Here is a 15,255-nt window from a genome sequence, read left to right as displayed (position 1 = left end):
TCGTATGATACAATGATTGTAGGAAACATTTGACCTGTTCAAAATAGACAGTTTATAACAAAATCATAAGGACAGATGGGATGCGATCGATATGGATTTGACTCCCGCGCTTGATCGGGACGGCAGCGTCCCGTTGTACATGCAGCTGTACCGCTATATCCGGAAGCAGATTGAAGCGGGGGCGCTGGCCGATGGCGACAAGCTGCCGTCCATTCGCCGGCTGGCCTCGCATCTCGGGATCAGCAAGCAGACGGTGGAGACGGTATACCAGCAGCTGCTGGCGGAAGGGTATGCCGAGAGCCGGCCGCGGAGCGGCTTGTACATTATGCCGGCCTGGCAGCAGCCCGTTACCGGCGAGTCGCCTTCCGGCGCAATGGAAGCCGGGCGGGACCCGAGCGGGACGTCCGGCAGCGGGGCGGATCGAGGCGGGACGGCCGGTAACGGGCAAACTCGTCCCGTCCGGTACGATTTTAGATACGGCGACGTGGATGCCGGCATCTTCCCGGTCGGCATGCTGCGAAGATGCATGAACGAAGCGCTGCTGTCGTCCTCGGAGACGCTTGGCTACGGCGATCCGCAAGGCGAGCCGGAGCTGCGGGGGCAAATCGCCGCCTATCTGCGCCGCTCCCGCGGGGTAGACTGCGAGCCGGAGCAGCTGTTTCTGTTCGCGGGAACGCAGCAGGCCGTCGGGTTTCTATGCAGGCACCTGCCGCTGGCGGGCCGGCTTGTCGCGATGGAGGAGCCGGGTTATGACGGGGTGCGCGTTATGTTTCGGCTGCACGGCTGTCCGATTGCGCCCATACCGCTCGAGGAAGACGGCATCGACGTGAAGCGGCTCAGGGACAGCGGAGCGGGCGCCGTCTATGTGACGCCCTCGCACCAGTTCCCGATGGGGATGGTGCTTCCCGTGCAGAAGCGGATGCAGCTGCTGCAATGGGCCGCCGAGCGGGACGGCTATATTATCGAGGACGATTACGACAGCGAATTCCGCTATCAGGGGCAGCCGATTCCGGCTTTGAAGTCGCTGGACCGGAACGAACGCGTCATCTATGCCGGAACGTTCTCCAAATGCTTGTTCCCGGCGGCCCGTTTAAGCTATGCGGTCGTGCCGCCGCATCTGGCCGCCCGTTTCCGGGCAAACGCCGGCGGCGAAAGCCAGTCCGTCTCTCCGCTCATGCAGAAAGCGTTGTTTCTTTTTATGAAGGAAGGTTATTTCGACCGGCACATCCGCAGGATGCGCAGGCTGTACCAGCTGAAGCATCAGGCTGTGCTGCGGGCTGTCCGAAGGCATATGGGGGAGCGCGTCGAAGCGGCGGACTACAATGCGGGCTTGCATATGATCCTGCTCGTGAAAGACCGCGATTACGGCGAATTGGAGAAGCTGGCGGCTCATAACGGCGTTCGGATCTATTCGCCTTTAAAGCATTGGGCGGAGCCGGATCCTTCCGTCCGTTCGAGCGTCATGCTCGGATTCGGAGGGGTCAAGGAGCAAGACATCGAGCCCGGCATCAGGCTGCTGGCGGAAGCTTGGTTTGGAAGAAGGTGATGGAGAGGAGCCCCCGTCGGTTCCTTAGGTCCGAGACTTGATGCGTCGGGACCAAGTTTGATGTTGCTGCCGCGATGTGCGGGACAGGCATACCGTCCGTGCGGATGGTATAATAGCATTATTATCGAACGTTAGGGGATATTGGGCAGTGATTCACAGGAACAGCCCGTCGGGCGAAGTTGCGAAGCTATGCCTGCTTGCCGGCAAAATCATGCTGGAAAGCGGCGGGGAAACGTACAGAGTCGAAGACACCATGATTCGGATTGCGGCGGCTTGCGGGCTGGAGCATGCGCATAGCTACGTCACGCCGACGGGTATTATATTTGCGATCGACGGATCGGAGCCGGTCACCAGGCTGGTCCGCATATCGGAGCGTTCCACCGACCTGCAGAAGGTGACCGATGTGAACGATATTTCGCGCAAGCTTAGCCAAGGCCTGTTGACCGTAGAAGAAGCGCACCGGCTTCTCTGCGAGCTGGAAAAGAAGGAGGTCGGGTACCGGTTCCGGGTAAAATTGCTGAGCGCGGCAATCGCAAGCGGCTGCTTTATGATTATGTTCGGAGGCGAATGGAGCGACTTTCTGGCCGCATTCGTCATCGGCGGGACGGCGCTTTGCACCGTCACCTTCTTCCACCGGTTCGTGCGCGCCAAGCTGTTCGCCGAGCTGCTGGCCGCCATTGTGGTGGGCGTTCTCTCCTGCCTGACGGTGACGGCCGGCGTCGGGCGCAATTTGGATTCGATTATTTTGGGCTCGGTCATGCCGCTTGTGCCGGGCTTGCTCATTACGAACGCGGTGCGAGACCTGATTGCGGGGCATTTCGTCTCCGGCTTGTCCAAAGGAGCCGAAGCGCTGCTTACCGCCTTTGCCATCGGTTCCGGCATCGCGTTTGTCCTGTCGCTTTATAACGGAACGGGGATGATCGGATGAACATGGCGGAACAGCTTATTACCAGCTTTATCGGAACGGCGGGCTTCTCCGTCCTGTTTAACGTGCCGCGAAGGACGGTTATCCAGTGCGGCTTTGTCGGCATGCTCGGGTGGTTCCTGTATACCTCCTGCCTGCGGATTCCGGTCGATCCGATTATCGCCGCGCTTGTCGCAAGCTGCGTCGTGGCGGTCGTCAGCCAGATTTTCGCGAAGGTGTACAAGACGCCCATTATCGTGTTCAGCGTGGCGGGCATCATCCCGCTTGTGCCGGGCGGCACGGCGTACGACGCGATGCGCAGCTTCGTCGGATACGATTACGACACGGCGCTGCAGCTGGCGTCCAAAGCGTTCATGATCTCGGGCGCGATCGCGATGGGACTCGTCTTCTCCGAAGTGATCAATCAGGCGATCCGCAGATCGCGGATTTAAAACGGGCCGGACCGGGTATACATAAGCGAGGGCAAGCGTTGAAGGAGGTTGTCAGAATGGAACGATACGATTTGTGGATCGGCGGCGAATGGCGCAAGGCCAAACGTTATGAGCCGCTGTACGCGCCGTACGGCGGCCGGCTGCTGGCCGAGGTCGCGATGGCCGATGCCGAAGAGGCGGAAGTCGCCATCGTAAGCGCGCATGAGGCTTACCAGTCGTTCAAACATATGCCCGCCTACAAGCGGGCGGATATTTTGTACCGGGCGGCGGAGCTGCTGGCCGAGCGGAGCGAAGCATGCGTCCGCCTGCTCGTGCAGGAGGCGGCCAAGCCGATACGGGCGGCGCGCGGCGAGATCGCCCGGACGATCGAGACGTACCGCTTTGCCGCGGAAGCCGCCAAAGCGGTGGCGGGCGAGCAGGTGCCGATGGATGCCGCCGCCGGCGGAGCCGGCCGCCTCGGCTTTACGGTGAAGACGCCGATCGGCGTCGTGACGGCGATTACGCCGTTTAATTTCCCGTTCAATCTGGTGGCGCATAAAGTCGGACCGGCCATTGCCGCGGGCAATACGATCGTGCTGAAGCCGGCGGAGCAGACGCCGCTCAGCGCCTTATTCCTGGCGGAGCTGTTCCGGGAAGCGGGTCTGCCGGACGGCGTGCTGAACATCGTTCCCGGCTACGGCGCGGAGCTTAGCGAAATATTGACGACGGACCCGCGCGTGAAAGGCGTCACCTTCACCGGCAGCCCGGAGGTCGGCCGAATCATTCATCGGCAGGCGGGGCTCCGCAAGGTGACGCTGGAGCTGGGCTCCAACTCCGCTCTTATCGTAGACGAAGGCGCAGATGTCGCTTCGATCGTCGACCGCTGCGTCGAAGGAGCTTTCGTCTACAACGGCCAGGTGTGCATCTCGCTCCAGCGGATTTATGCGCACCGTTCGCTGTACGGGGAGTTCGTGGAGCGCTTCGTCGAACGGGCCGGTAAGCTCCAGTCGGGCGCTCCTGAGGAGGAGAGCACCGATATTACGCCGCTTATTTCACGAAAGGCATGGGAACGCGTGACGGGCTGGATCGACGAGGCGGTCCGGGAGGGGGCCGAGCTCAGGTGCGGCGGAGCCGAGCCGGAGCGGAACATCGCGCTGCCGACGGTGCTGACCGGGGCCAATCCGTCTTCGAAGGTTGTCGCCGAAGAAGTGTTTGGCCCGGTCGTGACGATCGCGCCTTACGATACGCTGGAAGAAGCGGTCGCCGCCGTAAACGATTCCCGGTACGGCCTGCACGCCGGCATCTTCACCCCGCGCATCGACCGGGCTTTCTGCGCCGCGCAGCATATCGACGCCGGGGGCGTTATCGTGAACGACATCCCGACGTTCCGCACCGACCAGATCCCTTACGGCGGCCGCAAGGACAGCGGCATCGGCAGGGAAGGCGTCCGCTATGCGGTGGAAGAGCAGATGGAGATCAAGTTTATTTCGTTTAAGCTGTAAATGTAAGACGAATCGTAATAAAATCTTTTAGCTGTAAGAAATAAAGCAGGGCCAGCATATTCGCTGGTCCTGCTTTTTTGCGAAGTTTGCTTAAAGCTTTATTTTTCAACCTTATTATTGGCTGCTTTTACAATTTTCTTGATAAAGCTGTTTATATCCTGGCCTTGTGTTGCGGCTTTATCCGCAGATTGCAATAATTCCGAAGCGGAATCCGATGTCACTTTTCCGTTCGCCACTTTCCAAATCCCGTCTTCAAAATTATAGGACCAGTACGCTCCGCTGGAGGTTTTTGTAAGGATTAGAATGACCTCCTTGCCCTTCTCTACAAACTTTTTACTTGCCTTTAAATCTTTGTCCGACCCATGTTGAAGAAATGTTATAGTGCTTTCATCCGTGTTACCATACAGTACTTTGTTAACTTGAATCGTTGCCGGAGTTACATCGAACGAAGAGTCTGCCTTCGTTGTAATGCCGGAAGCCTTTTTAAAAGTTTCGCCTTCGCTTATAACGATTCCCTGAACAATTAAGTCGACGTTCCAAAACTCTTCTTCTAGAGTATCGCTAGAAGAATTTATGCTTAAATCAGAATGAGCGGCTGATTGCTGTTCAAATCTACTCCAAGCAATGCCGGCAACCGAACCGACAACTAGTGAAATAGACAATGCAAGCGCTACAGAAATAACTCTCTTTTTTTTCATCTGTTCTATTTCTCCTTAGTTATATTTATTAGTTAATTCATTGATGTCATAATTCGAAGGTTTTAAGCCTCCTGCTAGTGATTGTGTCATAAGAGATGTATCTTTTTCAGACAGCATAATCAATAGTATCACTACTACCGCAACCACCACTACTTGTTGGATATTCTGCACAAATTAAACCATCATCTCTAACGGGTTGTGTCCATGCTGATCCATTTCCCCAGCCATTTTCATTCCATATGTCCTCTTCAACAGAAATTAAATCAGCATTTGACGTTGACCAGGCACTGTCTATGATATTTACGTTTGCACTGCTATCATTCCATAATGCTATGCCACCCGTATAGTTACTCCCACTATATGGCGAATCTAGACTATCATCATTCACTCTTACTGTTACTGTTCCTGAAGAACTAACATATTCCGGAGTCCCAACTAAACATCGTTGCGCTTGAAAAGGTTGCAAACGCTACAGTACCGACAACTGAACAAGATAGTATTAACATAGAGCGATTTAATCGTGTATTTTTCATTATTTTACCCTCCATAGTCCGAACTGAAATAAATTATATTAGTTTAGTCATATTAGTTACTCGATAAGCATCATTCCTTTTGAAAGTTGAACTTTCCCCCAATATTATACAAGAGCATTTTATTATTTTTATAATTATTGTAAATCATTTTGCGATAGTTAAGTTTCAGCTCTATTCATCCGCAACTTTTTAATCGAAAATTAACCCTAAAGAAGATAGAACATGGTATTTATCCAAATTGTAATTAGGCAGGTCACGCTAGGGCCTTCGACCGTCATGCGGGAAGGCTCGTTATCTTTCTGAAACAATTTGTAATGAGAAACGCCAAATTGCAACAGCGGGCGACAGTTTACACCTCTTGCCGCGTTTAGGAAAAAGGATAGAATGAATAGTAACCGGACAAGGGAGGTGAAACAAATGAGCCAAGAGGATCAAATCATCGACGGTGAAGACGAAGTTTTGGAAGCGGTTGCAGAAGAGGCGGCCGACGAAGTCGAAGCGGAAGCTGATGCTGAAGCGGAGGAAGCTGCGGAAGAAGCCGCTGAGGAAGAAGCGGACGACGATGCAGTAGAGGCATCCGCAGAGGAAGCGGAAGAAGCCGACGAGGAAGAAGCGGTACTTGAAGAGGAGGCTGCGGAAGCGGAAGCTGCCGCAAGCTCCGGCGACGATCAATCGGAAAGCGTGTTGGACTAATTCATGAGTACGGAAGACTGTAACGATAGGAACACCGAATAAGAGCTTGCTTTGGACCGGATTACGGGCAAAGACAAGCTCTTATTTGTTTTTCTCGTCAAGTCAAAAGGCTCATGCAGGCCGCTAGACCGGTTACGCTTGCATTTGCCATGTTTTCTGCCGGTATTGGCCCGGCGTTAAGCCCTCCTGCTTGCGGAACGAGCGGATAAAGTTCTGGGAATTGTTATAGCGCAGCCGGGCGGCGATGTCCTTGATCGGAATGTCCGTTTCGGCCAGCCATTTTTTCGCGACGTTGAACCGGTAAGCCGATAAATATTCGCTGAAAAAATAATTCGTTTCCTTGCGGAAAACGCTGCTTAAATAGTTGGCGTTGTAATGCAGCCGCGCGGCGCATTCCTCGAGCGTCAGGTCGGTATCGTAATATTGGTGGATCAGCTCGATCATTTTCTCGGAAATGTTATGGTATTGCGCGTCCTGGCGGTCGCGGAACACCTTGATCATCGGATGGACGACCGCCGTCCAGAACCAGTCCTCGATTTCCGCCGCAAGATGGCAATCGAGCAGCTCCTCGAACAACGTCCTCGTGCCGTAGTGAATTTGCTTCAGGCTGATGCCCGATTCCTGCATCATCGTCAGCAGATTGTTCAGCAGCCGCGACAGCGGAATCTGGTATTCCTGCGGCGACATCTCCGCGGCGAACACTTTGCGAAGCAGCTGTCCGAGCAGCTCCTTGGCTTTCTCCGCATTGGCCAGCTTGATCGCGTCCATCAGCTCGTTCTCCAGATGAGTCGGGTAATTGGGCTTCATATACGGCTTGCCGGAATTAATATTCTCGAATTGAATAATAATCCCGTCCCCCAGCGTCAACCGGTGCTTGAGCGCCTCCAAGCCTTCCTTGTACGCGATGGCGATCGTCTTGAGGTCATGGAACGGCAAGCTCATCCCGATGCTCACCTGCAGGCTTAAATAGCTTGTAATTTGCGCCATCAGCTGCTCGGTTGCGGCATAGATGCGGGCCTGAAATGCGGCCGGATCGCTTTCGGCGCTGCCGATCAGCGCGGCGACCGTATGGTCGATGACGACCGGGGCAAGCCGCTCTCCGTCGGGAATGAGCTCCTCTACGATGTTCTGAACCGCAAACAGCAGCAGCTCCAGGTCCTGCTTCTCGTATCGGGTCGAGTCCAGCGCGCCGATCTGCACGGCGAGGACCGACATCGTTTTCCATTCCCCCAGCTGCGGTCCGTAGCCGAACTGCTCCAGCTTGTCGTGCAGCTCCTTCGCTTTCACTTTGCCCTGGAAAGCCCGGATCAGGAAAAAAGTGCGCACCTGCTTCAGCTGCTTTCGCACCTCGTCCTCCAGCCGCGACTTCGATTGGAACAACGCATGCACCTGTTCGCCGATAAGCTGGAATTCGTCGCGCGTCCTCCGGTCTTTGCGCTGGCCGAACTGGCTCAGCAGCAGCTCGATCGGCGAATACATCCGCTTGGAGCCGAACCACGCGATCGCGATGCAGACCAGCAGCATGAACAAGCAGACGTAGAACGTATAGGCGCCGATTTTGTTCGATTCGCGGGTCATGTTTTGGATGGAATCGTAGCTGACGTATACCCATCCGTTGAACTCGGAGCGATAGTACGTAATGGAGAACGGCCGCTCGCCGATGCGCGTCTCGTATTGGCCGGAAGCGCCGTCAAGCCGAGCAGGGTCGGCAAGTCCGGCCTTCTCCGCGGCTTCTCCGATCAGCGTATTGTCCGAGTGCAGCACGACCCGGTTTTGTTCGTCCAGCACCAGAATGCCGCTCAGGTCGGAGCCGTTCGTATCGAGCAGCGCCTGCAGATCGCAAGCCGGAATGTTCGCGATGGCAAGTCCGTACGGTTCGAGCCCGGCAGCGGGCAGCTTCTTGATCAGACTGATGCTGTAGGAGCAGGCGGGGCTGTCGGCGTTTTCTTCGCTGTAGAACCATTTGGACGGGTGGATGGACCAGGAGGTCGAGTCCGGCAGGTTCAGCAGGGCGGCCAGCTGGTCGTAATAGGCGTATTGATCGAACTGATAAAGGCCGGAGTTTTTGATCATCCAGTTGTACCGGTTGTTGATCAGAACGACATCCTCAAGCTTCGTATCGAAAGATTGCATGTAGCGGATTTCGGCCCGCAGGTCGTTGTACATCATGAAATCGTTTTCAGTTATATTGATGTGAAGAGCTTTTTTCATGACCGAGGAGTTGATGACCTGGTTAAGCGTTTGGTTGACAGTCTTTAGTTTTTGCTCTAAATTGGAGTTAATTTGCATAATCAACTGCATTTTACCTTGGTTGACATTTTTCTGAATCTCGTTCGACGAGGTTAAATAAGAGAACGTGCCGATAAAAAGAACCGGAAGCGTGGCGAGCAGAAAGCCGAACAACGTCATTTTGGAAAGGTAACTTAATGAACGCACGTTTGCTTCACCTTCTCCTGGGAATGTAATGGTAATGGTATTGCTATTGTAGTGGATCGGTCATGGGCGGGCAATAATCATCTCGCTGCGCGATAATCATTAAGTCAGGTAACGGGAAAAGAAGCGGTCCGGAGCGATATCGCTCCCGATGCTCAAGAAAGGAGTTCGTTAAGGATGATCCGGTATCGGAACGCAAAGGCAGCTTGCATCACGTTGTTCGTTCTTCTCATTATACTGCTAAATGTAAGCGCATGCACGATGTTGTCCGCCGGCGACGAGCAGGAAGGCGCCGCGGAGCCGAACCCGATCTCCATCATGGTGCCGCTTCATTTTCCGACGCCGCCAAGCGACGAGATGATCGCCACGCTGGAGGAGATGACAGGCTATAAGCTGGATATCAATTGGGTGCCCGACGGCATTTACTCCGACAAGATGAATACGGCGCTGACGACCAATTCGCTGAAGAAAGCGACCTTCGTCAAAAGCACGGACTACCAATTCATGAAAAACACGATCCGGTCCGGCGCCTTTTGGGAGATCGGTCCCTATTTGGACCAATATCCGAACCTGAAGTATTTGGACGAGGACATTCTGATGCAGGCGGCGGTCGACGGCCGTATCTACGGCTTGTACACCGAACGTCCGTCGTCGCGGCAAGGCGCGATCATCCGGAAAGATTGGCTCGACAATCTCGGGCTCGGCATTCCCCGGACGCTCGACGAGCTTTACGAGGTCATCCGGCAATTTACGTTGAACGACCCCGACCGCAACGGAGCGCACGATACGATCGGTCTGGCGGACCGGAACGATCTCGTCTACGGGGCGTTCAAGACGGTCGCGTCGTATTTCGGCACGCCGAACAACTGGAAGTTCGAAGGGGGCAAGCTCATCCCTGAATTCGAGACGCAAGCGTATATGGATACGATGAATTTTTTTCGCAAGCTGTACGACGAAGGCTTGATCAACCGCGATTTTGCCGTGACGAGCAAGGAGAAGCAGCGGGACATGATCATTACGGGCAAAGCGGGCGTCTATATCGGCAGCATGACCGACGTGCAGCGGCTGTACGACGAGGCGAAGGTGCTCAATCCGACCGTATCGTTTACGCTCTCGAACCGGATTCAAGGGCCGGAAGGCTACCGCGTATGGTCGATTCCGAACTACAACGGTCTGTTTCTGTTCTCGAAAAAAGCTATCAAGACCGAAGAAGAGCTGAAGCGGATCTTGGCTTTTTTCGACCGGACGATGGATAAAGACGCGGCCAATCTGATGAAATACGGCATCGAAGGAAGGCATTACACGCTGGTGGACGGCAAGGTGCATTTGCCCGAAGAAACGTCGCAGCTTCGCGTCAAAGAGGTAAACGGGTTCTATACGCTGATGATCGCCGACCTGAGCAATCCGAACGTGATGGAGGTCGCCGAGAAGGAGACGCTGACGGCGCTGGCGGACCGTCTTAGCGCGGACAACGAGCATTTTCTCGTCAAGGACCCGACGGTGAATTTGGAGTCGATCACGTATGACGAGCGGAACGCCGAGCTCAGCAAAATCATTTCCGACGCGACGTACAATTACATTCTCGGCAACTTGACGGAGCAGGGCTTCCGGCACGAGACGAATCGCTGGCGCCAGAACGGCGGCAACGCGATTATTAAGGAATTTACCGAGGCGTACGAGAAGCAGTAGGACAAGCGGCCGTCACGGCAAGCCTGGCAAAAAGCAAAGGCGCCGCAGGTACAAGACCTGCAGCGCCTTTTATTGTGCCGCACAAATGCATTAGTGGCTCTCTTTAGGCTTTAATGCTGCGTCCGCGTTGGAGGATGCCGAAGCGTTTTTCATCCATGCGGTTTCGATTTCCTCCAGCGATTTGTTTTTCGTCTCCGGAACGACACGCAGCGTAAAGACGAAGGTGATCAGTCCCATCACGCCGAAAATCCAGAACGTCGGAGCGGGACCCGCGGTATCCAGGAGCGGCGGGAACGATTGCGATACGACATAGTCCGCCGCCCACAGCGCCATCGAAGCGATCGCGGTCGCGCGGCCGCGAATGCGGTTCGGGAAAATTTCGCTGAGCACAACCCATACGACCGGCCCAAGCGAAATCGCGAAAGCCGCCACATAGATCAAAATGATAATAAGCACAAGCGGTCCGGTTGTATGGCCGGTATAGAATGCCAGACCGATCGCCGCAAGGCAAAGGGTCATAATGGACGAGCCGATAAGGAGCAGCACCTTGCGGCCGACCTTATCGATAAGCCAGATGGCCAGGATCGTAAACAACACGTTGACGATACCGATAAATATCGTTTGGATAAGCGAGGCGTCCGTTCCGGCGCCCATCGACTTGAATATTTCTGGCGCGTAATAGAGAACGGCGTTGATTCCCGTTACTTGCTGCAGAACGGCAAGCACGACGCCGACGAGAAGAGCCGTGCGCAGTCCGGGGCTTAAGATCTGCTTCAGCGAACCGCTTTCCTGCTTAAACGATTCTTTAATGTCCAATACTTCCTGTTTCGCCGCTTCTTCGCCGTGGATGCGAAGCAAAATTTTCAATGCGTCGAGCGGTCTGTCCTGCTTGATCAGCCATCTTGGGCTTTCCGGAACGAAGAACAGCAAAATCAAGAACAGTGCGCCGGGAATCGCGCCGACGCCGAACATCCAGCGCCATGCGTTCTCTACATCCCAAGCGTCGTTGCCCCAGCCGGCAATGCCGGAGTTCACGAAATAAGTGAGCGAGATGCCGGTCACCGTCGCCAGCTGGTTCAGCGCGACAAGGCGTCCGCGGTACTTGGCCGGCGCAATCTCCGCATTATACAGCGGGCACAGCGTAGACGTTATGCCGATGCCAAGGCCGCCGATCATCCGGGCGATAATATAGAACGTAAACGTGTCCGGAATCGCGGTGCCGATGGAACTGAGCGTAAACAAGGCGGCTGCCCCGATCAGAACCTTTTTGCGGCCGAATCGGTCGCTTAATATCCCCGAAAAGCCCGCGCCGATCACGCAGCCTACGATAAGCGAAGATACCGCCCAGCCTTCCTGAACTTTATTGAGATCGAATTTTTCTCCCAAAAAACCGATTGCTCCCGAAACAACGGCTGTATCAAATCCAAAAAGCAGTCCGCCCAGAGCGGCGATGATGGAGACGAGCGTTACGAATCGCATTCCGGACTGCTTGACGTCGTCAAGAGAATTTATATCTTTGTTTCCCATTTTTAGCTCCTCCTATCCCGAAAGTGATGAAAACGCTTTAAGATATTTTCAAGTATACCATCGGGAAACAGGCTGTTTTGGGACGAAGTCCAGCATTCTTTTGTGCCAAATCAGCATGAATTGGAGGGGCCGGGCCGAGGCGGCTCGAACCGGACGGAAAAATAGCATTTTATTGGCTTGCGGCCGCAAAATAGTCCATCCGGAAGGCAATTTCTTCCGCTCTAATAACTGCAAATCCGCTTTTTGTCCGTCTTAGTATGTCCCGCCATGACAATTAGGTATCCCCATGGCGAAATTTCGCAGTCGGTAGCGCGGCAGTACCATGTCCTTTATTTAATAAGCCGGCATGAGAGCTTTGTCCGTGAGGACAATGCGGGGGTTGGCACGACGGATTGTCGAAGACGGCCGCGGGGCAGGGGCGCTTATTTGGGGTGTCCGGAGGGGCGAGCCCCTTGGAGCCCCCTCCTATGGAGGGGGGTTGGGGGAGGTTATCAATTAACTCGATAATCATTTCTTCAGACCTAGGCAATTCCGCCTGCATATGGACAAATGATTGTATACGAAACGTTGTTCCTCCGTTAATGTTCGAGTTGCAAGGCTGATTTCAACATTTCACCAAAATGACGGAGGTCTGAAAAGGAATGAGAAACAAGCCCTTATGTTTGGTTGTAAGCGTATTCGCCGCCATGGCGCTGCTTCTCGGCGCTTGCTCCGGCGGCAGCGGCGGCAGCGCGCCTTCCGCTCAGCCGAGCGATGCGGGAGCAAGCCCGAGCGCAGGAGCGGAAACGCCGAAAGAGGAGAAGCCGACGGAAATTACGATCATGCTGCCGCTGAATACGTCCGAGGCTCCGCCGGATACGATCAAAAACGAGCTGGAGAAGCTGACGAACACGAAGCTGAACTATCAGTTCTTCCCGGCGGATACGTACGAGGAGAAGCTGAACACCGCTTTCGCGACCGGTTCTTTGCCGCAAGTCACCTATCTGAAAAACTCGACGACGTTCCTGCTTATGCGCGAGGCGATCAAGGACGGCCAGTTCTGGGAAATCGGGCCTTACATGAGCGAATTTCCGAATTTGAGCAAGCTGAAGAAGGAAATTTTGGACAACACGCTGGTCGAAGGAAAGCTGTACTCGCTGTACATCGGCCGCCCGCTTGCCCGTCAAGGCATGATTTACCGCAAGGACTGGGCGGATAAGCTCGGCATTCAACCGCCGAAAAACGTCGACGAGCTGTTTACGATGGCGAAGGCGTTTACGGAGCAGGATCCCGACGGCAACGGGCAGAACGACACGATCGGCATCGCAGACCGCAACGAGCTCGTATACGGCGCCTTCAAGACGGTATCCTCCTGGTTCGGCACGCCGAACTATTGGGGCGAGAAGGACGGCCAGCTGCAGCCGGAGTTTACGTTCCAAGGCTACTACGACACGATGGATTTCTTCAAAAAGCTGCGCGAAGGCGGCTACATCAACCAGGACTTTGCGGCCACGAGCAAGACCGACGCGGTCAACCTGTTCACGAGCGGCAAGGCGGGCATGTACATCGGCGGCTCGATGCAGGATATCGATTCGCTGAACAAAGACCTGATCAAAAACGCGCCTGACGCGGTGCTGGACGTTCACAGCATGGTGGCCGGTCCGGACGGCAAGCTTCAGCAATGGATGATTCCGGGCTACAACAACATCGTCCTGTTCCCGAAATCGGCGGTGAAGGACGAGGCCGAGCTGAAGAAAATATTGGCTTTCTTCGACAAGATGATGACGCCGGAAGTGGCCAACCTGATGTATTGGGGCATTGAAGGCACGCACTATACGGTCGTAGACGGCCAAGCCAAAGTATCGGACGACAAGGAGCTTGTCGAGCGCGAAGTGAAGCCGTTCAAGGACAGCGTAATCGGCGAAGCCGAAACGAACGGCATGTATACGAGCTTAAACGAGCTGCCGGGCCGGATTCACGCGGAGCAGCTGATCGTGGAGAACGCCAAAATCGGGGTGAAGGACCCGACGGCCGCGCTGGATTCCCAGACTTACGCCGAGAAAGGCGTCGAGCTTCAGCAAATTATTACGGACGCGACTTACAAATACATTTACGGGCAAATCGACAAAGCCGGCTTCGAGAAGGAAGTCGACAACTGGAAGAAGCAAGGCGGCGATAAAATCATCGAGGAGTTTAATGCCGCTTATAAAAAATAATCCCGGATTCCGCGGCTAAGCGGCGGGAAAGCGAACGCGGCGCATAGGCGTTTCCAACGCGAAGGCGCCGCGTTCGTCCCCGGCTCGGGCGGCGCCGCCGCTTAAACCGCGCATCTGCAGGAGAACATCAACGGAAGGATGTGGATTCATGGAGGGAACGGCTGTGAGGCCGCAAGCGTCCGCAGCGCGTCCGGCGAGCGAGCTGCGCAGGCGCCTATGGCGGAACAAGTGGATTTATGTCATGATTTTGCCGGGTTTGCTTTATTTTCTTATCTTCAAATACATTCCGATGTTCGGGCTTGTCATCTCGTTCCAGGATTACAAGCCGTTTAAGGGTATATTCGGCAGCGAATGGGTCGGCTTCGAGCATTTCAGAAGATTGTTCACGGAGCCGGACTTCTGGATGATCCTGTCGAATACGCTCATCTTGTTCGGCATGAACCTGCTGTTTTATTTTCCGGTGCCGATTATATTGGCGCTTATGCTGAACGAGGTGCGGATTGCGTTCTTCAAACGTTTCTTTCAGACGCTGGTTTATTTGCCGCATTTCATGTCTTGGGTCATTATCGTTTCGATCAGCTACGTCATGCTGACGATGGACGGCGGCATCGTGAACGAGCTGCTGGTCTATCTCGGGATGGACAAAATCAATTTCCTGCTCAGTCCCGAATGGTTCCGCCCGATGTATATCGTTCAGGTCATATGGCGGGAGGCCGGCTGGGGCACGATCATTTATTTGGCGGCCATCGCTTCGGTCGACCCGCAGCTGTACGAAGCGGCGCGGATGGACGGGGCCGGACGCTTCCGGCAAATCTGGCATATTACGCTGCCGGCGATCCGGAGCGTCATTATCGTGCTATTAATTTTGAAAATCGGCGACGTGCTGGAGCTCGGCTTCGAGCATGTGTACCTGCTGCTCAATTCGATGAACCGGGATGTCGCAGAAATAATCGACACCTATGTATATACCGCGGGCTTGCGCCAGATGCAGTTCAGCTACAGCGCCGCCGTCGGCTTTTTCAAATCGCTGGTCGGCCTTGTGCTGGTCATGATCGCGAACAAGCTGTCCAAAAAATTCGGAGAAGAAGGCATCTACTAATGCTG

The 15,255-nt window shown here is 54.7% G+C and carries 12 protein-coding genes; 8 read left to right on the top strand and 4 right to left on the bottom strand.

Annotation, left to right across the window (positions count from 1 at the left end; genetic code table 11):
- The first annotated feature begins 91 nt into the window (after positions 1-91).
- The 4 genes from pdxR (at position 92) to ACFSW5_RS25125 (ending at position 4,383) form a co-directional block, all read left to right on the top strand.
- A complete protein-coding gene (gene pdxR / locus ACFSW5_RS25140) occupies positions 92-1,546 on the top strand; it encodes a MocR-like pyridoxine biosynthesis transcription factor PdxR (protein ID WP_379279709.1) in 1,455 nt (484 codons plus the stop codon).
- Positions 1,547-1,697: 151 nt separating this feature from the next.
- Entirely contained in the window at positions 1,698-2,474 is a 777-nt protein-coding gene (locus ACFSW5_RS25135) for a threonine/serine exporter family protein (protein WP_379280243.1), read from the top strand.
- Entirely contained in the window at positions 2,471-2,902 is a 432-nt protein-coding gene (locus tag ACFSW5_RS25130) for a threonine/serine exporter family protein (RefSeq protein ID WP_379279706.1), read from the top strand. The genes ACFSW5_RS25135 and ACFSW5_RS25130 overlap by 4 nt, the downstream gene beginning before the upstream one ends.
- 56 nt (positions 2,903-2,958) lie before the next feature.
- Positions 2,959-4,383 carry an aldehyde dehydrogenase family protein gene (locus tag ACFSW5_RS25125; RefSeq protein ID WP_379279704.1) on the top strand — a complete coding sequence of 475 codons (1,425 nt, stop codon included), beginning with the start codon at positions 2,959-2,961 and terminating at the stop codon, positions 4,381-4,383.
- A 98-nt stretch (positions 4,384-4,481) separates the two neighbouring features.
- On the opposite strand, the gene ACFSW5_RS25120 is transcribed toward ACFSW5_RS25125, so the two are convergent.
- The gene (locus tag ACFSW5_RS25120) at positions 4,482-5,081 is read right to left on the bottom strand and encodes a hypothetical protein (RefSeq protein ID WP_379279702.1); all 600 of its coding nucleotides are present in this window, start codon (positions 5,079-5,081) and stop codon (positions 4,482-4,484) included.
- Positions 5,082-5,187: 106 nt separating this feature from the next.
- On the bottom strand, positions 5,188-5,469 hold the full coding sequence (locus ACFSW5_RS25115) for a hypothetical protein (RefSeq protein ID WP_379279699.1): 282 nt from the start codon (positions 5,467-5,469) through the stop codon (positions 5,188-5,190).
- Positions 5,470-6,031: 562 nt separating this feature from the next.
- On the opposite strand from ACFSW5_RS25115, the gene ACFSW5_RS25110 reads away from it, so the two are divergent.
- Entirely contained in the window at positions 6,032-6,307 is a 276-nt protein-coding gene (locus ACFSW5_RS25110; RefSeq protein ID WP_379279697.1) for a hypothetical protein, read from the top strand.
- Positions 6,308-6,439: 132 nt separating this feature from the next.
- On the opposite strand, the gene ACFSW5_RS25105 is transcribed toward ACFSW5_RS25110, so the two are convergent.
- On the bottom strand, positions 6,440-8,743 hold the full coding sequence (locus ACFSW5_RS25105; protein ID WP_379279694.1) for a helix-turn-helix domain-containing protein: 2,304 nt from the start codon (positions 8,741-8,743) through the stop codon (positions 6,440-6,442).
- Between the two features lie 174 nt (positions 8,744-8,917).
- Between ACFSW5_RS25105 and ACFSW5_RS25100 the strand changes: the two genes are divergently transcribed.
- Positions 8,918-10,429 (top strand): extracellular solute-binding protein, encoded by a 1,512-nt coding sequence (locus ACFSW5_RS25100; RefSeq protein WP_379279692.1) that lies wholly within the window; start codon positions 8,918-8,920, stop codon positions 10,427-10,429.
- Between the two features lie 90 nt (positions 10,430-10,519).
- On the opposite strand, the gene ACFSW5_RS25095 is transcribed toward ACFSW5_RS25100, so the two are convergent.
- Positions 10,520-11,956, bottom strand: a complete 1,437-nt coding sequence (locus ACFSW5_RS25095; RefSeq protein WP_379279689.1) for a sugar porter family MFS transporter — start codon at positions 11,954-11,956, stop codon at positions 10,520-10,522.
- Between the two features lie 641 nt (positions 11,957-12,597).
- On the opposite strand from ACFSW5_RS25095, the gene ACFSW5_RS25090 reads away from it, so the two are divergent.
- On the top strand, positions 12,598-14,151 hold the full coding sequence (locus tag ACFSW5_RS25090) for an extracellular solute-binding protein (protein WP_379279687.1): 1,554 nt from the start codon (positions 12,598-12,600) through the stop codon (positions 14,149-14,151).
- A gap of 148 nt (positions 14,152-14,299) precedes the next feature.
- A complete protein-coding gene (locus ACFSW5_RS25085; RefSeq protein WP_379279684.1) occupies positions 14,300-15,250 on the top strand; it encodes an ABC transporter permease in 951 nt (316 codons plus the stop codon).
- The last annotated feature ends 5 nt before the right edge of the window (positions 15,251-15,255 follow it).

The sequence above is a fragment of the Paenibacillus thailandensis genome, assembly GCF_042685365.1.
In the GTDB taxonomy this organism is placed as follows: domain Bacteria; phylum Bacillota; class Bacilli; order Paenibacillales; family Paenibacillaceae; genus Paenibacillus_AP; species Paenibacillus_AP thailandensis.
The sequence above is the reverse complement of the archived record's forward strand: the minus strand, read 5'-3'. Positions and strand labels throughout refer to the sequence as shown.